Consider the following 21,251-nt stretch of genomic DNA (forward strand, 5'->3'; position numbering starts at 1 on the left):
TTTAAAATAATATTAATAATTTATAAGTAAAAGCTATTAAAATGATTATAAAAATGATATAATTACATATATAAATTAGAGGTGAAGATAAATTGGAAAGAAAATATATTTATGAAAAAGTAAAAAAAAATATAGAAATTTTAAATAAAGGGCTAGTAGAAAGAGAAGAAATAATATCATTAGCTATACTTGCTATATTATCAAAAGAAAATATTCTTTTGATAGGACCACCAGGAACTGCTAAAAGTGAAATATCACGGCGAGTATCATCTGTAATAGAGAAGAAAAAATATTTTGAATATTTATTAACAAAATTTACAACTCCTGAAGAAATATTTGGACCAATATCAATTAAAAACCTTGAAAATGATATATTTAAAAGAGTAATAAATGGATATATGCCAGATTCGCATATAACATTTTTAGATGAAATATTTAAAGCTAATTCATCTATATTAAATGCATTACTTACTTTATTAAATGAAAAAATATACCATAATGGAAATAATATAGAAAAATCTAACCTTATTTCAATAATAGCGTCATCAAATGAAATCCCTTTAAATGAAGAAGAATTACAAGCTTTGTATGATAGATTTATTTTAAAATTAACAGTTGAATATGTAAATGATTTAAAAGAACTAGTATTTATAGATGAAGATGATTATAATGAGAAAAACATAAAAAAATTTACTTTAAAAGAGATAGAAGAGATAAATAATTTATCGAAAAATGAAAAAATATCAGATGAAATAGTAGAAAAAATCATTAAAATAAAACAAGAAATAGAAAAAGAATATGAGAATAGTAATGAGGTTATAAATGAAAAAATATCAGATAGAAAATTTGTAAAAACAATAAAACTTTTAAAATTAGTTAGTTTTTTAAATAATAAAGATGAAATAACCATAGATGATTTAATTGTTTTAAAAAATATATTTTGGAGTGATCCTAAAAATATAAATAGAGTAAAAACTATAATTATTAATAATATTTGTTTAACAGGAAAAAATTATGATAAAAAAATAAATATGATATATAATTCTTGGGAAGAAAATTTTGAAGAAATTTTTAAAATTCAAGAAAAAGATAGTAATGGAAACTTATTATATTTAGATATTAATGGAGAAAAAACTACAGAAGTAAAAGGGAAAATTCATTTAAAAGATGAATTTGGAGATTTTTTATTTTTTAAAGGACATAGAGAATATATAAAAATAGCAAAGCAGTTATCATCATGGGATCATGATTATGAAGATACTGGGATTATTACAATAGATGGTAGAAAAATATGGAAATATGAATTTTCAAATATTCAAATAATAAAAACAAATAAAAATAATGTTGAAGGTTATGAAAAATTATTTGAGATCGGGAAATTAAAACCTTTGTTATTAAGTGGCTATAATGAATTCATTAAAAAAAATTTAAAATTATCAGAGGATAAAAAGGAAAAACTAGAAACAATAACTATTAATATAAAAAAAGAGTATAAAATAGTTTTTGAAAAGTATAATGAAATAAGTAAAATATATAATGAAATAAAGAAATACATATATAATAATTTATTTATTGTAGAAAAAGATAAAGATTATGTTATAAAGAAAATAGAAAATAATAAAAAAAATATAGAATTGATAGTAGAAAAATACAATAAATTATTAGAAAAAATAAATATGGTGAAAAAATGAAAAATATAGAGAATTTAACAAAAATAGAAAAAATAAAAGAGATGTTTAATAATGAAATTGCAGATGATAACGAATTTAATAATGTAATCTGGATAAATTATATTGAGGATAGAGAAATCAGAGAGAAAGTGGCACTCAATCAGTTTATAAAATTATACTTAGGTGAAAAAAAAGATTTTATAGAAGTGGATTCAATATTAAATAGAGGTATAATTATATTAGACAAATTTTTTGACTATACAAAAAATAATTTAGAATTTACAAAAAAACTCATAAAAGATTTTTTTTTTAAAATAAAAGAAGATATAATAAAAAATAATATAAATTTTAATATAGAAGAATTTATTAATAAAATTGACAAAACAAGATATAATTATAAGAAAAAACAATTTGATAAAATGAAAAATTTATATTTAAATAATGAATTGACTATAGAAGAAATAGAAAAATATAAATTACAAGCTCTAAAAGATATAAAAAATATAAAAGATAGTAGCAAAATAAAGAATTTGTATGAAAAAATAAAAGATAGTAAAAATAAATGGAGTGAAATATTAAAAAAATATGAAGAGTTTTATGAAGATTATTATAAAAAAATAGAAAAATTAAAAGAAGTATGGGGAAATAATAGTATAACAGCTTCATTAGGATGGGATTTAAGTAACTCAGATTTTTCTATGGAAAATATAAATAACTTAATTAAAATAGAAAAATTTATAAGAATAGAAGATAATAAAGAAATAAATAAATTATTAAAAAAATTAGGAAAAAGTAAAGTAGATACAAATAAAATTAAATCTAATAGAATAAGAAAAAGGATTAATTTTAGAAGTAATAATGAAATATTAGGAATAACTAGAAGTAGCGATATAACAAGAGTTCTTTCTTCGGAATATACATTATTAAATAATAAATTATTAAAATATTATTTTTATCAAAAATATATAGAAAGTGAATTATTATCATATCGATTAGCTGATAATAAAAATGAAGATAATAAGAATAATAAAAGAAATGAAGGGCCTTTTATTATTTGCTTAGATACATCTAGTAGTATGGAAGGATTGCCAGAAATTTTATCAAAATCAATAACAATAGATATTATAAAACAAGCTAAAAAACAAAAAAGAGATATTTATTTAATAATGTTTGGAAGTATTGATGAAGTAATAGAATTAAAAATAGATTACACAAAAGAAAATAGTATCAGATTATTAAAATTTCTACAAAAAAAATATTATGGTGGAACAGATTTTGTAACACCAATAAAAAAATCATTTGAATTAATTGATAATAAAAAAATAGAAAATGCAGATATACTTATGATAAGTGATGGACTTGTAAAAATTCCTAATGATTTTATAAAAAAAATAAATGAAACAAAACAAAAAAGAGATATAAAAATTTATTCATTAATTATAAATACTGAAAAAATAAAAGATAAATTTAGTGATGAAGTATATTATTATAAATATAAAAATAGTGAGAAAAAAGTTGATAGAAAGGTAACAAGAAGAGAAATATCATTTTATGCAGATGATTTATCATTATTTATTGATTAAAAAAACTAGATATTAATATATCAAATTAGAATTTTCTTGACTAAATATATTTTATATGATTTAATACATTCGCTTAAAAGCAAAAAAGATAAAAAATAATGGATAAGTAAAATTTTTATTGTTAATTTTAATTGTTTTTATTTTTTAAAGACAAGTTTAGAGTGACTTTAATAAGATTTAAGAAAAAAATCAACTAAATAATTCTTGACTAAAAAAGTTAAATATAGTAATATGAATTATTAATATATATCTCCAGGGGTGCTGTAAAAGGCTGAGAATATACCCTCAAACCTGATATAGATAATGCTATCGCAGGGAGTGAGTGTAAAAAAACACTTCTTCATAGCAAGAAGTGTTTTTTGTTTAAAGAAATATAATTATTTTAAAGAAAGGTTATTATGAAAAAAGCTATTATAGTATTAAATAATAAATTTGATATAAATATAAATTTTGATAATTATGATGTGTATTGTGCTGATGGAGGAGCAAATTATTTATATGAAATAAAAAAAATCCCTAAATTAATAGTAGGAGATATGGATTCTATAAAAAAAGAAATATTAAAATATTATATAGAAAAAAATGTAAAAATAGAAAAATATCCAAAAGATAAAGATATAACTGATGGAGAATTAATAATAAAAAAAATATATAATAAATATGAAGAAATAATAGTTTTAGGTGCTATTGGTGGGAAAAATTCACATTTTCTAACAAATCTTTATTTGTTAGAAAAATATCCTAAAATAAAATATTTTAATAATAACGAAGAAGTTTTTATTATAGAGAAAAACTGTATTTTAAAAAATTATCAAAATAAAGAGATATCTTTTATACCAATTGATAAGATGATAAAACTTACTCTTAAAGGGTTTAAATATAATTTAAATAATAAAGATGTTGAAAGAGGGAGCTCTCTTTTAGTGAGTAATATAGGAATTTTAAACGAATTAGAAATAAAATTTGAAAAAGGTAAAATGATATGTATAATTAATGATTTTATATAAAATATATAAGACTAAGGAGGAGATTAAATGAAGAAAATATTATTAATATTTTTATTGTTATCTAATTTTATATTTGGAGAAACGTTAACTGTATATATACCAGATGCAATGAAATGGATGGAAAAAGAGATAAAAGATAGTTTTGAATCACAATATGGAGTAGAATTAAAGTTTGTAAAATTTGAAGGTGCAGCTAAAATAGTATCAAGGTTAAAACTAGAAAAAATAAATCCAAAAGCGGATATAGTAGTAGGACTTAGTAGTTCTACATTAGCACTAGCTAAAAAAGAGGAAATATTAAAGCAATACAAGCCAGTAAATAGTAATAAAATAAAAGATATAGGACTTGTAATAGACAAAGATTATTTTGCAACTACATTTGATTATGGAGGACTTGCGATAATATATGCACCAGATAGATTAAAACAAGTACCTACTAGTTTTAATGATATAATAAAATTAGATAAATCTTTGATTGTAGAAGACCCAAGAACATCTACAACAGGACAAGATTTTTTATTATGGACAATAGCAATATATAAAGATAATTGGAAAGAGTTTTGGGAAAAATTAAAACCAGCTATTCTTACGATAACACCAGGATGGAGTGAAGCGTTTAATAAATTTGAGGCTAAAGAAGCGCCTATGATGGTAAGTTATGCTACTGATGGAGCTTATTCAACATATTATTATGGTGGGACATCTTATAAAGCACTTATACCAAATGAGGGTGGATATGTACAGATAGAAGGAGCAGCTATAATAAATAAAAAAGATATAAAAGACAGTGCATATAAATTTATAGAATTTTTATTATCAGATGAATTTCAAGAAAAAATACCTTTAAATCAATGGATGTTTCCTGTAACTAATGTAAAATTACCTGCAGCATTTGATTATGCTGAAGAGATAAAAAATCCTGTAACTGTATCTGGAGAAGATATTTCTAATAATCTTGAAAAATGGTTAAAAGAATGGGAAGAATTAATGAAAAAATAGGATATTTAACCTCTTGTATTACAAGAGGTTTTTTATTTATAAAATTATAGTATATATTTAAAAACAAAGTAAAAATAATAAAATTAAAATAATAAAATTTGTGATATAATATAAAAAAATTATTTGTAAAATAAAAAAAGAATTGGATGTGAATTAATGAAAAAAAGGTTTAATAAATTGAATCTAATATACCTCTTACTATGGATTATACCTTTTTATATATTTGGTAGAGATTTTTTTAAATTTAAAAGAATAGATAATAGTACAGTTAATGTGATATTATTTACAGTATATCAAGCATTTATTTCATCAGGATTTGCATTTTTAATAGCAATATTTCCATCTTATTATGTAGCATCACATAATAATAATATATCAAAATTAATAAAAACAACCCTTTTTATACCTTTTTTATTTCCAGTAGTATCAGCAATTACAGCATTCTCTATTATTGGAAATTTTATGATTTTAAAAAAAATAGGATTTTTATATAGTTTAAAAGCTATAATTGTCGCAAATGTATTTTATAATACACCAATATTTATAAAATATATCTCAATAGCAATTCAAAGAATACCGAAGAATTTAGAAGAAACATTGGAAATAGAGGGAATAAAAGGTATAAAAAAATTTTTATATATTGATTTACCATTAATTTTGCCCTCTGTTTTTAGAGCTTTCTTTTTAGTTTTTACTTATTGTTTTACTTCACTTGGAATAGTTTTAGGACTTGGTGGAATAAAATACAGTATTTTAGAGGTAGAAATAGCTACAATAATGATGTCTAGTTTGGATTTTTCAAAAGCTTTTTTACTTGGAATCATTCAATTTATAATATTATCTTTTATAAATGTAATAAATAATATTATTCCACATTATGAATTGGAAAAAAGCGAGATAAAAAAATATAAAATAAATATATTAGGTAAAATTATAGTAATATTATTTATAATTTTAGAATATATTGTATTAATAATTTCTTTTTTATTTTCAGTATATAATTTTTATGATAATAAATTTACATTAAGAGGAATAAAAAATCTTTTTAGTAAAGAATTTAATATTGATTATAAAATAATTGATGCTTTTAAAAATACAACACTAATAGCGATAATAACAGCAATTATAGTAATAATTTTCACTTATGTATTTATAAAAAATGAAAATAAATATAGTAATTTTATACTTATGGGAACATTTGGTATATCAAATGCATTTATAGCAATAGCTCTTATCTATCTTAATATTTTATATAATATTCCATATATAATATTATTAATAATAGGATTTTTCTATATTACAGTACCACTTGCATATTCATTTTTACATCATCCTATTAAAACTATAAAGAATGAGATAATAGAAGCAAGTAAAATAGATGGAGCTAATACTTTTGATTTGTTTTTTAAAATAGAGTTTCCTATATTAAAAAACAGTTTTATATCAGTATTTATACAGATATTTGCTATAATTTTTGGAGAATTTTCACTTGTATATACTATGCAAATAAGTGATTACTTTCCTGTAATATCAGTAGTGAACTATTCTTTAGCTAGTGATAAAAAAATATTTGAAAGTATGGCATTAAGTAGTATAGTTTTATTGATTATATTTACATTATTTTATCTTTCTGAAAAATTGAGTGATGAAGAAAAAAGATAAGAACTATTAATATATCTATAATAAAATAATGTATTGTTTATAATAAAAAATAAAAATGAATAAAAAGTAGGAGGTAAAAGATGTATCCTTTAGTTTTTAAAAAAGTACTTATTAAAAAAATTTGGGGTGGAAGGGCCTTTGAAAAAGAATTGAACTTTAGGTTAGAAGATAATGATAAATATGGAGAAAGTTGGGAAGTAAGTAGCCATCCTAATGGAATGTCAGTGGTAGAGAATGGGGAGTTCAAAGGGAAAACTTTACAAGAATTATTAAGTGAATATAAAGGAAAATTAGTTGGAGAGAGAATTTATAAAAAATATGGAGATAAATTTCCTTTATTGATAAAATATCTTGATATTAATGATAGACTTTCTGTACAAGTTCATCCAGATGATGAGTATGCATTAAAAAATGAGAATGAATATGGGAAAAGTGAAAGTTGGTATGTATTAAAAGCGAGTAGTGACGCTAAATTAATACTTGGAATAAAAGAAGGGATAACAAAAGATATATTTAAAAAGAAAGTAGAAAAAAATGATTTTAATGATTTATTTAATATAGTAAGAGTAAAGGAAGGCGATTTAATAAATATAAATCCAGGAACAGTTCATGCATCATTAGAAGGTTCTATACTTATTTGTGAACCACAACAAAATTCTGATTCAACATATAGAATATATGACTTTGATAGAATAGTAGATGGTAAAAAAAGAGAGCTTCATATAGATAAAGCACTTGATGTAATAAAATTTGATGAAAAAGCAAAAATAATTAATGAAAATAGTGTGGAAAGTATAAAAAAAGAGAATTTCATAAAGAAAGAGTTAACAAAGGATAAATACTATGATCTTGAAATATTAGAGATAAAAAAAGAATACAATGAAAAAGCAGAAGATTTATTTAAAGTGTATATGATATTAGAAGGTGAAGGGGAAATAGAGTATGATAATAATAAATATAATATAAAAAAAGGTAAAAGTTATCTAATACCTGCAAATTTAGAAATTAATATAAATGGTAAAGTGAAAATATTGAGAATTATACCTAAATAATATATTTTTTAAATAAAAGGAGCGAATGCTCTTTTTTTTATTTGAAACATAAGATAATTAAATTTATTTATCTATTAAAATTAAATAAATATACTAAATATATATAAAAATTTATTTTTATATATTTAATTAATTCGTATAATTGTGTTAAGATATCATATATAATTAAAAGTAAATTAATTGTATGTAAAAAAAGGAGGGGGTTATAATGTTAGGATTAGCTGAAAAAGAAACATTACTTAATATTGAAGAAAAAATAGAATTATCAAGTTATTTTCAACCGATAATTTCATTAAAAGAAAATAAAATTATTGGATATGAATTATTACTTCGTGGAATTATTAATAAAGAAGTAATATCACCAGAAAATATATATAATGTTTTTGAATCAAATAATGAACTTATTGACTTTGATTTTAAAGTAGTAAAACATCATATAAAGGAGATATCAAAAATTTATAATGAAAATTATTTATATTCAGTTAATATTAGTTTTCCAAATAAAAAATTATCTACTATAGATGAAACTATGTTAAAAATAAATATAAATGAAATAGTAGAAAAAATAAAAAAATACAGAATGGACACTAAAAATATTATTATAGAGATAAGTGAAAATGAGGTAGTTTCTACAGGAGTACAAATAGCATTTGTAAATCAATTAAAAGAAAAAGGGTTTTTAGTAGCACTTGATGATGTTGGTAAAAATAATAGTAATTTTTCTAAATTGGTAGATTTAAAACCAGATATTTTAAAAATAGATAAAAGTCTAATAAAAGATATAGAAAAAAGTGGATATAAAAGTTCTATAGTAAAAAATATAATATCAATAGCAGAAGAAACAGGAAGTATTGTAATAACAGAAGGAGTAGAAAAAATAGAAGAGCTTGAAAAAATTACTTGGCTTGGTTGTGATCTTGTACAAGGATATTTTTATAGTAAAGCAATGGAAATAAAAAAAATAGATATCTATAACATCATTAATAAGATAGAGTGGGGGAAAAATAAAGTTATTCAATATATTGATATGAGAATGAAACAAATAATAGATAATGAAATAATATGTAATGATATTATACTACAAGCAGAAAGAACTTTTGTTTTGTTTGGTAATGAATTTGCTGCATTTTCCTATAATTTATTTAGAAAATTTTCTAAAATAGAAGCTGTATATTTATTAAATGAAAAAGGGATACAAATAAGTGATACATTTTTGAATAAAGAGATAAAGATAAAGAAAAATAAAATATTTCATCCAGCTAGAATAGGAGATAATCATAACTTAAAAGAGTATTATTATAATTTGAAATATAAAGAAATGTATGTATCTGATGTATATATCTCAAAAGCTACTGGAAATAGATGTATAACAATATCTAAAAAAATTATAAATAATATATTATGTGTAGATATAAAAATATAAAGGAGGTTTTACTCCTTTATATTTTTTTTGATGATTTTAATATTAAATAAATTTATATAATGTAAATTAATATCTCGTAATTGTATTTTGCAACAAATAATTGTATTTTATCATTTAGAAAAAGTAAAAATTTTAAAAATATAGTATTATTATATTAGAAAAGAATATATATGGAAATTTAAAGAAAAGAGGGGGAATATGAAAATAAAATTAATATGTGATGAAAATAAAAAAGAAAATTATATAAAAAAAATTATTGAAAAGGGTTTTGAAATAGTTGAAAATAGCAAAATTTTATTAGTTGAAAAAGGTTATGAAAATAAAATAAAAAATGATATATATATTGTATTTAATGAAAATAATTTTGAAAAAATATTTGAACTTATAAAAATAATACAAAATCAGAAAATAATAAGAAATGAAAAATTTATAACTGTAAAAAATGCAGAAAATTTTGAATTAATTAAATATGAAAAAATACAATATTTTGTTGCTGATAGAAACAAAATTTTTTGTGTAGTTGAAAATAATAAAAAATTTTATGAAGTAAAAGAAAAACTTTATTACCTAGAAAAAACATTAGATTCTAAAATGTTTATACGTGTTAGTAAATCTCATATTGTAAATGTTTTAAATATAAAAGAGATAGTACCTTGGTTTAATAGTAAATTAATTATAAAATTTAAAGGAACAAACAAAACTGTAGAGGTAACTCGTAGTTATTTAAAAGATTTTAAAAAATTTTTAGGAATATAGGAGGCTAAAATGAATATAAAAAATTATATAATAAATAATTTAGTATCAGCATTTATTGGGATTTGTATAGGTGGTTTTTATCTTTTAGTTTTATTAAGTAAATATATAGTTTTAAAATATTTATTAATATCACTGGGATTAAGTAGTTTAATAGGAATATTTATTGGAAATGTAGCAATGATTATTTTTTGGTTATTTAAAAAAAATATATTAAAAAAATTATGGATCGCTTATTTAATAGAGAGTATAGTTGTGATGTTATTAACAGCAATCTTTAGTTATTTAATGGGAGTAAGAGGAATAATTTATATTTTAATAATGAGTTTTATAGCAATGATATTTGCAAATACTTTTTCGTATATTCATTATAGATATTTTGCTAAATTAAACAAAAAATTAAAAGAATATCAAGAAAAAATTAGTTAAAAGGACTTTAAATTAAAAGTCCTTTTTTAAATAGAAAATTTATGACTTTTTATTTCTTCACATTTTTTCCATAACTATATTATAATATTATTATCTTTAAATATTTTAAAGGATTTTTAATAAAAAAAAGTATATTATATTCATGTAAAAATATTAAGGAGGTAGGTTATGAAAAAGCAATTAGGAATTATGTCAAGAAAAATTTTACAGGGATTATTTTTAATTTATATTTTATTTGTAAGTTTAGGACATGCATTTAACTGGAAAATAGGAGAAAATTTACATGGAATATGCCCATTTGGAGCAATAGAAACTTTTTATACTTGGATAACAACGAATAATTTTATACATCATACAGGAGTAGGAAATTATTTTATATTATTAGGGCTAGTATTTACATTAATAATTTCAGGAGCATTTTTTTGTGGTTGGATATGTCCATTTGGTACAGTGCAAGAATTTTTAGGAAAATTAGGTAAAAAAATCTTTAAGAAAAAATATAATAATATTATACCTAAAAAGTTAGATTCAATATTAAGATATTTTAAATATTTATTTTTAATATTTATATTAGTGCAAACAGCTAGAAATTTTAAACTTGTATTTGAAAATATAGATCCGTATTATACTTTTTTTAATATTTGGAGTGATGAAATAGCTATTTCAGGATATATTGTATTAACTATTACTTTATTATTGTCATTAATTGTAGAAAGACCTTATTGTAAATATATGTGTCCATTAGGAGCAATAAATGGAATATTTAATTTTAAAAGTATTATTCAGATAAAAAGAGATAATAATAATTGTATTAATTGTGGTGCTTGTGATAAAGTATGTCCTGTTGGAATTAATGTATCAATAGCTAAAGAGATTTCAGATCCAAGATGTATAAGATGTGCAGAATGTGTAGCAATATGTCCAGTTAATAAAACAAAAGATACACTTAACTTTAAAATAAGCTTATTAAAAAATAAAAAATTAAATATTAGTAAATTAATGTTAATTTCATTAATAATATTTTTAACACCTATTTTTATAGGTAGTATAACAGGCGGATTTAAAGAAGATACAAGTGATAGAAAATATGAAACTGCAAATGATATAAAAGGTTCTTATACAATTAATGAGATCTCTGAACATTATAATATCACAGCAGAGGGACTTATTCATACATTTAATATTGAAGATAATAGAGATCAAAAATTAAATGATTTATTAGAAAAAAGTGGATTTTCTATAGAAACATTAAGGGTTTATATGGAGAATATTGATAAACCATTAAAAGATGTATTAGAAGATTATCCTGAAAAATATGAGGCCAATAAAACATTAAGAGAATTAGCAAAAGAAAATGAAGCAGGTGTTATTGCAAAATTATTTAATTCATCTGAAGAAGACACTACAGTTGAAATAAAAAGAAAAACAATGTTAGTAGAAATAAAAAATATAATAAAAGATTATAATGATTTTCTAAACACATTTAATATAAATAAAGATGAACCATTAAATACAACGTTAAAAGATATTATTGATAAATATAGTATAGAAATGGAAGATATTAAAACTTATGTAGAAGATAATAAAAAATAAAAAATAGGATTTCATTTTGAAATCCTATTTTTTATCTTAAATATTTAAATATTTATTGACAAATATAAAGTTATAGAATATAATTTAAAGTGCATATGCACATTTTATTTTAGTGAGATATAATAACTTTTAAATAAACTTTAAAATGGGTAGTTGCAAGAAAGATTATTAAAAAATTTTAATTATTATAAAGAATGGAATTTTATATTAATTAAATAAGTTTAATTGTATCTTTTAATTAAAAAATATTTAAAAATTAGATAATGTTTAAATAAATATATAAATTTAAAGTAATAAAATTAATAATAGATGGTTAAAAGAGTTGAAAATTTAGAAATTTTAAGGAGGAGAAAATGCACGGAATATCAGATGAAATGCAAAAGCAATTAGAAGAAAATATGAGCAAAATAAAGCATAAAATAGTAGTAATGAGTGGAAAAGGGGGAGTAGGAAAGTCTACAGTTTCTACTAATATAGCTTTTGGACTTGCTATGGCAGGTAAAAAAGTAGGATTATTAGATGCTGATTTACATGGACCAAATATTCCTTTAATGCTAGGAATAGAAGGAACTAAATTAGGAGATTTGTCAAAACCATTTCAAGTAAACAAGAATCTTTTTGTTGTTTCTTTGAGTTTCTATATGAGAACTTCTGACGATCCGATTATTTGGAGAGGACCAGCTAAAATAGGAGCTATTAAACAAATGTTAGGTGAAGTAATATGGGGAGAATTGGATTATTTAGTTGTTGATCTTCCACCTGGTACAGGAGATGAACCGCTTACTATTGCTCAAGAATTAGGTAAAATAGATGGAAGTGTAATAGTAACAACACCTCAAGATGTAGCAATACTTGATTCGAGAAAATCAGTAAAATTTTCTACATTAGTAAATATGCCAATATTAGGAATAGTAGAAAATATGAGTGGATTTGTTTGTCCTCATTGTAATAAAAGAATAGATATATTTAAACAGGGTGGAGGAGAAAAAGCAGCTAAAGAACTAGGAGTGGAATTATTAACAAAAATACCAATGACTCCTGGAATAGTACATGCTGGAGATGATGGTAAGCCATTTATATTTAATAATAAAGGTCCAGAAGTAGAAATTATGAAAGAATTAGTAAATAAACTTATAAATAAAGTAGAAATTAATAAAGAAATAGAAAATAAAGAGAAAGAGAGTGATAAAAAAATGGGAAATATATTGAAAGTTGCCTTTCCAACTAACGATAAAACAAATGTGGAAGAACATTTTGGACATTGTAAAGAGTTTGTAATATTTGAAATAGAAGATGCAAAAATAATAAATAAAAGTTTTGTGACACCACCTCCACATGAACCAGGTGTAATTCCTAGATTTTTAGGAGAACAAGGTGCAAACGTTATAATCACTGGTGGAATGGGTCAAAAAGCAATAGATATTTTTAAATCTCAAAATATTGATGTAATATTAGGAGCTAGAGGAAGTATAGAAGAAAATTTAAAAACATATCTTGAAGGTGAGTTATATTCAACTGCATCAGCGTGTAATCATGAACATGATGAAGATCATAGTTGTAACCATTAATAATTATAATAAAGCGGAATAAATTCCGCTTTATTTTTCACAGATGTATTAAGAGAATCAAACTATTTATATATAGATATATTGTTAAAAATAATATTTTTAATAAAACATTAGAAATTTCTAATGTTTTATTTGACAAAATTCTAAAAAACATTATAATGTGCATATACACAAAACGAAGAAAAAATCAGGAGGTAAAAAATGAAGAAGATGTGGGGAACTATTGAATTTTTAAAAAAGAATTTGGCATGGTCTATATTAAGCTTTATGATAATGGGAATTTTAGCCGGAGCACTTTTTAATGTTAAAGGATTAAAAGTTTTTATAATGCCACTTACATTTTTAATGGTTTATCCAATGATGGTTACATTAAAAATAAATGAATTATTTGAAAAAGGTGGAGAAAAGGCTAATGTATTAGCATTAATAATTAATTTTTTAATAATACCATTTATAGCTTTAGGAATTGGGAAAATATTTTTTAGAGATTCACCATTATTAATTGTTGGTTTATTATTAGCAGCATTACTTCCTACTAGTGGGATGACAATATCATGGACAGGATTTGCAAATGGAAATATGCACACAGCTATAAAAATGACAGTAATTGGGCTTATTGTAGGTTCGATAGCGACACCTATTTATATAAAATTATTAGTAGGGCAAACTATGAACATTCCTTTGATCAGTGTTACTAAACAAATAATTTTAATAGTATTTTTGCCTATGCTTTTTGGTTATATTACTCAAAAATTATTAATAAAAAAATTTGGTGAAAAAAAATTTAATAAAGATATAAAACAAAAATTTCCTGTTTTATCAACAATTGGAGTTTTGGGAATAGTTTTTGTAGCAATGGCATTGAAATCAAAAACAATAATAAGTAATCCATCAATTTTAATAAAAGGATTAATCCCAATATTCATTTTATATGTTATAAATTATACTATAAGCACTTTTATTGGAAAAATGTTTTTAGATAGAGATAATGCAATAGCATTAATATATGGAACAGTTATGAGAAATTTATCAATAGCATTAGCAATAGCAATGTCAGTATTTGGTAAAAATGGTTCAGAAATAGCTTTAATAATAGCATTGTCATATGTTGTACAAGTAAAATCAGCAGTATGGTATATAAAAGTCGTTAATATTATTTTTAGTGAAGAAAAAACTTTAAAAAGAGCATAATTGTTTTTTATTTAAAATATGAGAAATATAACTATATATAAAAAAATAAAATAAATAGGAGGAATAAATATGAAAATAGCAGTATCAGCAAAAGAAGTTGGATTAAATGGGAAAATAGACGATAGATTTGGAAGAGCAGAATATTATGTAATATTTGACACAGAAACAAAAGAAGTTAAAACTGTAGAGAATAGTGCAAAAAATGAAAGTGCTGGAGCTGGTGGGAAAGCTGTAAAAGTATTAGGCGATGAAAATGTAAATATAATATTAGCACCAGAAGTAGGACCTAAAGCAATAACAGCATTAAAAGCTTTTGAAATAGAAGCTTATCTTTATGCTGGAATGGGATTAAATACAGTAGAAGACGCTATTAATGCTTTTAATGAAGGGAAATTAATAAAAGCAAATAACGCAACTGTTGAAGAGCATAGTGGATTAAGAAAAGCTTAAAATATTTTAATAAAAGAGTGGATTTTTTCCACTCTTCATTATTAATTAAAAATTATAAAAATTAAAAGTTTTTTTTATAGTTAAAAGTTTTGAAATTCACAAGAATTAAAAATAATAAAAAATTAAAAATAAATAAGAGAAGCGAGGGAAAAATATGAAAATAGCTGTTTTAAGTGGGAAAGGTGGAACAGGAAAAACGACAGTGTCTAATAATTTAGCAATAAATATAAAAAATACAATACTTATAGATACTGATGTCGAGGAACCAAATTCACATATATTTTTAAAACCTGATATTGAAAAAATAGATTCTGTATTTATAGGGTATCCAGAAGTAGATATGAATAAATGTAATTTATGCGGTAAATGTGGAGAATTTTGTAGATTTAATGCAATTATTCCAGCTAAAAATAGTGTTGTTGTATTTAATGAAAGTTGTCATGATTGTGGTGGATGTGCAATGGTATGCCCAACTAATGCAATTACTTATAAACAAAGAGAAATTGGGAAAATATATAGCGGAAAGACAAAATATGATATAGATATGAAATACGGTGAGATAAATATTGGAGAAATGTCTGGTGTAAGAATTATTGAAGAAGTAAAAGAAAAAATAAAAAATGAAGAAATAGTAATAATAGATTCACCGCCAGGAACAGCTTGTTCTACAGTAGCTGCTGTTGAAGGAGTAGATTATGCTATTTTAGTATCTGAACCTACGCCTTTTGGAGTTAGTGATATGAAAATGGTGGTTGAAATGCTAAGAGAAATGAATATACCTTTTGGATTAGTTATAAATAAAGCAAAATTAGGTGATGATGAGATATATGAATATGCTAATAATGAAAATATTGAAATATTAGCAGAAATTCCATTTAATAAAGAAATAGCAAAATTATATGCAAATGGAGAATTATTTAGTATTCATTTAAAAGAATATAAAGAAATTTTTGAAAATATATATAGTCAAATTTTATCAAAATTATAAAAGAAAGGTTGATAATCATGAATGAGATAAATGAAATAGTTGTTATATCGGGAAAAGGTGGAACAGGGAAAACAACATTAACAGCATCAATTATTCCATATTTAGATGATGTTATAATAGCAGATTGTGATGTTGATGCACCGGATCTTAATATTTTATTTGAGTTAGAAATAACAAAATCAGAAGATTTTATTGGTACTCAAAAGGCAGTAATTGATTATGAAAAATGTATAAAATGTGGTAAATGTTATAGAAGCTGTAATTTTGGAGCAATTACAAAAGAGATAGAGGTAAATATTCCGAAATGTGAAGGATGTGGAGTATGTGAATTTGTTTGTCCTGTAAATGCAATAGAAATGAAAGATGCAGTTGTTGGGAAATTATTTGTATCAAATAGTAATTATGGACAAATAGTTCATGCAAGATTAAAACCAGGTGAGGAAACATCAGGGAGATTAGTTGCAGAAGTTAGAAAAAGAGCAAAAAAAATAGGAGAAGAAAATAATATAAAAAATATGATAGTAGATGGGTCTCCTGGAGTTGCATGTAATGTTATTTCTTCTATTACAGGAGCTAAAAAAGTTATAATTGTAGTAGAATCAACTTTTTCTGGATTACATGATTTAAAAAGAGTATATGAATTAACACAAAAATTTAGATTGTCTATAATTGTAGTTATTAATAAATATGATTTATCAGAAGAATTAACACAAGAAATTGAAAAATATTGTAAGGAAAATAAAATTGAAGTAGGATTAAAAATACCTTTTAATAAAAATATGGTAAAAGCAATAGTTAATAAAAAAATACCTTCATTAGAAGAAAAAGAATTTTTTGAACAAATAAGATTTGATAGATTTATAGATAAAATAAGAGTCTAATATAAATATAATTAAGATAAAATAAAAAAACATTTCAAACATTTTTTGGGGGATTAAAAATGGAAATAACAGTTTTAATAGAAAATTTAGTATATAATCAAGGTCTTTTTGGAGAACATGGATTATCACTTCATATATTAGATAAAGAAACGAGCATATTATTTGATACAGGACAAACAGAAAATTTTTTATTAAATGCTAAAACATTAGGAATAGATATTAATAAGGTTAAATATACTATTTTAAGTCATGGACATTATGATCATACTGGGGGATTAAAATCATTATTAGAAAAAAATAATAAAATTGAATTGATGGTTAAAAAAGATATTTTTCAAAAAAAATATTCGAATTCTACAGGAAATATAAGAGAAATTGGATTAGATAATAAAATTTCTAAATATAATAATATTAAGTATTTAGATAAAAATATAGTTAGTTTAACAGAAAATATTTTTATTATTACAAAAATTAATAACTATAATGATTTTGAAAATGATGAAAAAAAATTATTTGTTAAAGAAAATAATAAATATGTAGTGGATAAGTTTATAGATGAAGTTTTTTTAGTATTAAAAAATAATGATGATACTTTAACAATAATAACAGGATGTGCACATAATGGAATAATAAATATTTTAAAAACAACAAAAGAGTATTTTCTAAATAACAAAATTAAACAAGTAATAGGAGGATTTCATTTAAAAGGAAAATCCAAAGAAAGAATAGATAAAACTATAAATGAACTTATAAAATTAGAAATTCAAGAAATTTATATAAATCATTGTAGTGGAATAGAATTTTTTAGTGAATTAAAAAATAAAAATTCAAATATTAAAGTTATATATGCTTATACTGGAAGTAAAATTATTTCATAAATTAAAATAAAAGAAGATATATTTTTATTTCTTCACATTTTTTTCATAACTATATTATAATATTATTATATAACGATATAAAAGGAGTGAAAAAAATGAAGAAAATAAAAGAATTATATTTAAAATGGAATTGGTTGTTAATGATATTGTTTTTATTATTAGCAATAATTAATCCTTTATTTGGATTAGCAGCATTATTTTGTATGGTACCTGCAATATATGTAAGTATTAAAGAGAAAAAAAAGACATTTTGTGGTTTTTATTGCCCAAGAGGAAATTTTTTAACAAAATTATTACAAAAAATTTCATTGAATAAAAAAGCACCAAAATTTTTTCAAAGCAGTAAATTTAAATCTTTATTTTTTGCATTAATGTTTGCTTTCTTTATATATTCATTAAATAAAACGGAAGGTGATTTATTTAAAATCGGATTTGTATTTTTTAGATTTATATTAACAAGTACAATAATAGGAAGTATATTAGGAATATTTTTTAAACCAAGAACTTGGTGTCAAATATGTCCTTTTGGATATATGACAGAATTATCAGCACAACCTAAAAAAATAAAAAATTTAATAATAATTCCTAAATATATTGTAATAGGTATAATATTATTTTTAGCTGTTGTAGGAGCTAATACATTGATAGAAAAAGAAAATAATAGTTATACAAAAAATAATATAGTATATTATAAAAATAATAATACAAAGTTTTATAAAAAAAATTTTAAAAGAAACAGACAAAATTTAATACAAAATAATAAAATTATATTTGAAAAAAATATTAAAAATTAGGAGATGAGTAAAATGAAAAAAATAATTACTATGGTGTTGGGATTAATGATTTTTTTAGGGTCAGTAATAATGGCTAAAGGGAATACAAATATTGTTACAGATACTCAAAATATAATTTAACTAATAAACAAAAAGAAGCTTTAATTTATATGTATCAAGAAGAACAATTAGCAAGAGATGTATATATAAAACTTGGAGAATATTGGAATGCTAGAGTTTTTCAAAATATATCTAAAGCAGAACAACAACATATGGATGCAGTAAAAAGTTTATTAGATAAATATGATATAAAAGTAGAGGTAAATGAACAAGGAGTATTTCAAGATAAAGAATTTCAAGATTTATACGATGAGTTAATAAAAAAAGGAATGAAAAATATAACGGAAGCATATAAAGTTGGTAGGGATATAGAAATATTAGATATTAAAGATTTAGATAAAAGATTACAAGATGCAACTTTGGATATGAAATTAGTATTTGAAAATCTAAAAAAAGGAAGCGAACAACATTTAAGAGCTTTTAATAGACAATTGTAATTAATTAAAATGGAGATTATATCTAAATAATCTCCATTTTAAAATTTTTAATAAAAATTTTGTAGATATTTTTATTAATGATATAATTATAAAATAATAAAAATATTTATGAAAAAGTTGATTAAAATAGTAAATTATTATATAATCTGTATATATTATTTAGAAAGGAGATAAAATGCCAAGATTAAAGAAAAAAAGATGTTGTAGGCTACTTCCTAATGAAAAGGGTTTTAAATTAATGGGAGTAAAAGGTCAGGGTCTGGAAAAAGTAGAGTTGTCTCCAGATGAATTTGAGGTAATTAGACTTTGTGATTATGAAGGTAAAAATCAAATAGAAGCAGCTGAGATTATGCAAATCTCAAGAGGAACTATTCAAAGAATAATGAAATCAGCTAGATATAAAATAGTTGATGCTTTTTTAAATGATAAAATAATAATTATAAAAAATACTGAGGAGGGAAAAAAATAATGCATGGAATTACTGATGAATTACAAAAACAATTAGAAGAAAATATGAAAAAAATTAAGCATAAAATAATAGTAATGAGTGGTAAAGGTGGAGTAGGAAAATCAACAATTACTACAAATATAGCTGTAGGTTTATCTATGCTTGGGAAAAAAGTAGGAATATTAGATGCAGATTTACATGGACCTAATATTCCTCTTATGTTTGGATTAGAAGGGAAAAAATTACCTGATATAAGTAAACCTTATCAAGTAACAGAAAACTTATTTATTACGTCTCTTAGCTTTTTTATGAGAACTTCTGATGATCCTATTATTTGGAGAGGGCCAGCTAAAATAGGAGCTATTAAACAAATGTTAGGTGAAGTAATATGGGGAGAATTGGATTATTTAGTTGTTGATCTTCCACCTGGTACAGGAGATGAACCGCTTACTATTGCTCAAGAACTTGGAAAAGTAGATGGAAGTGTAATAGTAACAACACCTCAAGATGTAGCAATACTTGATTCGAGAAAATCAGTAAAATTTTCTACATTAGTAAATATGCCAATATTAGGAATAGTAGAAAATATGAGTGGATTTATTTGTCCTCATTGTAATGAAAGAATAGATATATTTAAACAGGGTGGAGGAGAAAAAGCAGCTAAAGAACTAGGAGTAGAAATATTGGCAAAAATACCAATGACACCAGAAGTTGTACATGCTGGTGATGATGGGAAACCTTATATTTTCAATCAGCAAGGGCCTACTGTAGAGATAATGAAAAAAATGATAGATAAAATAATATCAAAAGTAGAAGAATAATAAACCATATATAAATTTAGTGTAAAAAATATTAAAATATTGAAAAAAGGGGAGAATATGGAAAAAGCAAAAGATTTTAAACTTTTAAATCAAAATGGTGAAACTAGAAAATTATCAGATTATAAAGGGAAATGGATAGTACTTTATTTTTATCCTAGAGATAACACTCCAGGGTGTACTCTTGAGGCAAAAGATTTCACTTCATTAAAAAGTGAATTTGAAAAAGAAGAAGCTATAATAATAGGAATAAGTAAAGATTCTGTAAAAAAACATAAAAATTTTGTAGAAAAACATGATTTGAAAATTGAATTGTTAAGTGATGAAGATCTTAAAGTATTAAAAGACTATGGGGTATGGCAATTGAAAAAAATATATGGAAAAGAAAGTTATGGAATAGTGCGTTCTACATTTTTAATTAATCCAGAATTTGAAATAGTTTTTAAATGGGAAAAAGTTAAAACAAAAGGGCATGCAGAAACAGTATTAGAAAAATTAAAAGAATTAAAAAGATAGGAGAATATTTTA

General features: G+C 22.4%; 21 protein-coding genes and 1 riboswitch. All 21 genes read left to right on the forward strand.

Going from position 1 to position 21,251, the window contains the following annotated elements; genetic code table 11:
* The first annotated feature begins 92 nt into the window (after positions 1–92).
* Positions 93–1,691, forward strand: a complete 1,599-nt coding sequence (locus tag EV215_RS03090; protein ID WP_166667330.1) for an AAA family ATPase — start codon at positions 93–95, stop codon at positions 1,689–1,691.
* Positions 1,688–3,253, forward strand: coding sequence for a vWA domain-containing protein (locus tag EV215_RS03095; protein WP_134112527.1), 1,566 nt, complete (start codon positions 1,688–1,690; stop codon positions 3,251–3,253). Before EV215_RS03090 ends, EV215_RS03095 begins: the two co-directional genes overlap by 4 nt.
* 244 nt (positions 3,254–3,497) lie before the next feature.
* A riboswitch (TPP riboswitch) is annotated at positions 3,498–3,589 on the forward strand.
* A gap of 62 nt (positions 3,590–3,651) precedes the next feature.
* Positions 3,652–4,260: a thiamine diphosphokinase gene (locus EV215_RS03100; protein WP_134112528.1), complete on the forward strand. Its 609-nt coding sequence runs from the start codon at positions 3,652–3,654 to the stop codon at positions 4,258–4,260.
* Positions 4,261–4,287: 27 nt separating this feature from the next.
* A complete protein-coding gene (locus EV215_RS03105; RefSeq protein WP_134112529.1) occupies positions 4,288–5,259 on the forward strand; it encodes a thiamine ABC transporter substrate-binding protein in 972 nt (323 codons plus the stop codon).
* A 156-nt stretch (positions 5,260–5,415) separates the two neighbouring features.
* Positions 5,416–6,921 (forward strand): ABC transporter permease, encoded by a 1,506-nt coding sequence (locus EV215_RS03110; protein ID WP_134112530.1) that lies wholly within the window; start codon positions 5,416–5,418, stop codon positions 6,919–6,921.
* A gap of 80 nt (positions 6,922–7,001) precedes the next feature.
* Positions 7,002–7,973 (forward strand): type I phosphomannose isomerase catalytic subunit, encoded by a 972-nt coding sequence (locus EV215_RS03115; RefSeq protein ID WP_134112531.1) that lies wholly within the window; start codon positions 7,002–7,004, stop codon positions 7,971–7,973.
* A 208-nt stretch (positions 7,974–8,181) separates the two neighbouring features.
* On the forward strand, positions 8,182–9,396 hold the full coding sequence (locus EV215_RS03120) for an EAL domain-containing protein (protein ID WP_134112532.1): 1,215 nt from the start codon (positions 8,182–8,184) through the stop codon (positions 9,394–9,396).
* A gap of 198 nt (positions 9,397–9,594) precedes the next feature.
* Positions 9,595–10,152, forward strand: coding sequence for a LytR/AlgR family response regulator transcription factor (locus tag EV215_RS03125; RefSeq protein ID WP_134112533.1), 558 nt, complete (start codon positions 9,595–9,597; stop codon positions 10,150–10,152).
* A gap of 9 nt (positions 10,153–10,161) precedes the next feature.
* On the forward strand, positions 10,162–10,578 hold the full coding sequence (locus tag EV215_RS03130) for a hypothetical protein (protein WP_134112534.1): 417 nt from the start codon (positions 10,162–10,164) through the stop codon (positions 10,576–10,578).
* Positions 10,579–10,746: 168 nt separating this feature from the next.
* Positions 10,747–12,171 (forward strand): 4Fe-4S binding protein, encoded by a 1,425-nt coding sequence (locus EV215_RS03135; protein ID WP_134112535.1) that lies wholly within the window; start codon positions 10,747–10,749, stop codon positions 12,169–12,171.
* 353 nt (positions 12,172–12,524) lie between these two features.
* Complete coding sequence (locus EV215_RS03140) at positions 12,525–13,739, forward strand: iron-sulfur cluster carrier protein MrpORP (RefSeq protein ID WP_166667331.1); 1,215 nt, start codon at positions 12,525–12,527, stop codon at positions 13,737–13,739.
* Between the two features lie 201 nt (positions 13,740–13,940).
* Positions 13,941–14,930 (forward strand): arsenic resistance protein, encoded by a 990-nt coding sequence (locus EV215_RS03145; protein ID WP_208320323.1) that lies wholly within the window; start codon positions 13,941–13,943, stop codon positions 14,928–14,930.
* Positions 14,931–14,999: 69 nt separating this feature from the next.
* Entirely contained in the window at positions 15,000–15,380 is a 381-nt protein-coding gene (locus tag EV215_RS03150; protein WP_134112536.1) for a NifB/NifX family molybdenum-iron cluster-binding protein, read from the forward strand.
* Between the two features lie 154 nt (positions 15,381–15,534).
* On the forward strand, positions 15,535–16,368 hold the full coding sequence (locus EV215_RS03155; protein WP_134112537.1) for an ATP-binding protein: 834 nt from the start codon (positions 15,535–15,537) through the stop codon (positions 16,366–16,368).
* Between the two features lie 17 nt (positions 16,369–16,385).
* Complete coding sequence (locus EV215_RS03160; protein WP_134112538.1) at positions 16,386–17,249, forward strand: ATP-binding protein; 864 nt, start codon at positions 16,386–16,388, stop codon at positions 17,247–17,249.
* Between the two features lie 59 nt (positions 17,250–17,308).
* On the forward strand, positions 17,309–18,127 hold the full coding sequence (locus EV215_RS03165; protein ID WP_134112539.1) for an MBL fold metallo-hydrolase: 819 nt from the start codon (positions 17,309–17,311) through the stop codon (positions 18,125–18,127).
* A 95-nt stretch (positions 18,128–18,222) separates the two neighbouring features.
* A complete protein-coding gene (locus tag EV215_RS03170; protein ID WP_134112540.1) occupies positions 18,223–18,921 on the forward strand; it encodes a 4Fe-4S binding protein in 699 nt (232 codons plus the stop codon).
* Positions 18,922–19,064: 143 nt separating this feature from the next.
* On the forward strand, positions 19,065–19,457 hold the full coding sequence (locus EV215_RS03175; protein ID WP_306767439.1) for a DUF2202 domain-containing protein: 393 nt from the start codon (positions 19,065–19,067) through the stop codon (positions 19,455–19,457).
* 175 nt (positions 19,458–19,632) lie between these two features.
* On the forward strand, positions 19,633–19,926 hold the full coding sequence (locus EV215_RS03180; RefSeq protein ID WP_134112542.1) for a DUF134 domain-containing protein: 294 nt from the start codon (positions 19,633–19,635) through the stop codon (positions 19,924–19,926).
* Entirely contained in the window at positions 19,926–20,726 is an 801-nt protein-coding gene (locus EV215_RS03185) for an Mrp/NBP35 family ATP-binding protein (RefSeq protein ID WP_134112543.1), read from the forward strand. The genes EV215_RS03180 and EV215_RS03185 overlap by 1 nt, the downstream gene beginning before the upstream one ends.
* A 57-nt stretch (positions 20,727–20,783) precedes the next feature.
* Positions 20,784–21,239, forward strand: coding sequence for a peroxiredoxin (locus EV215_RS03190; protein WP_134112544.1), 456 nt, complete (start codon positions 20,784–20,786; stop codon positions 21,237–21,239).
* Positions 21,240–21,251: the final 12 nt, after the last annotated feature.

Source organism: Hypnocyclicus thermotrophus (assembly GCF_004365575.1).
Taxonomy (GTDB): Bacteria; Fusobacteriota; Fusobacteriia; order Fusobacteriales; family Fusobacteriaceae; genus Hypnocyclicus; species Hypnocyclicus thermotrophus.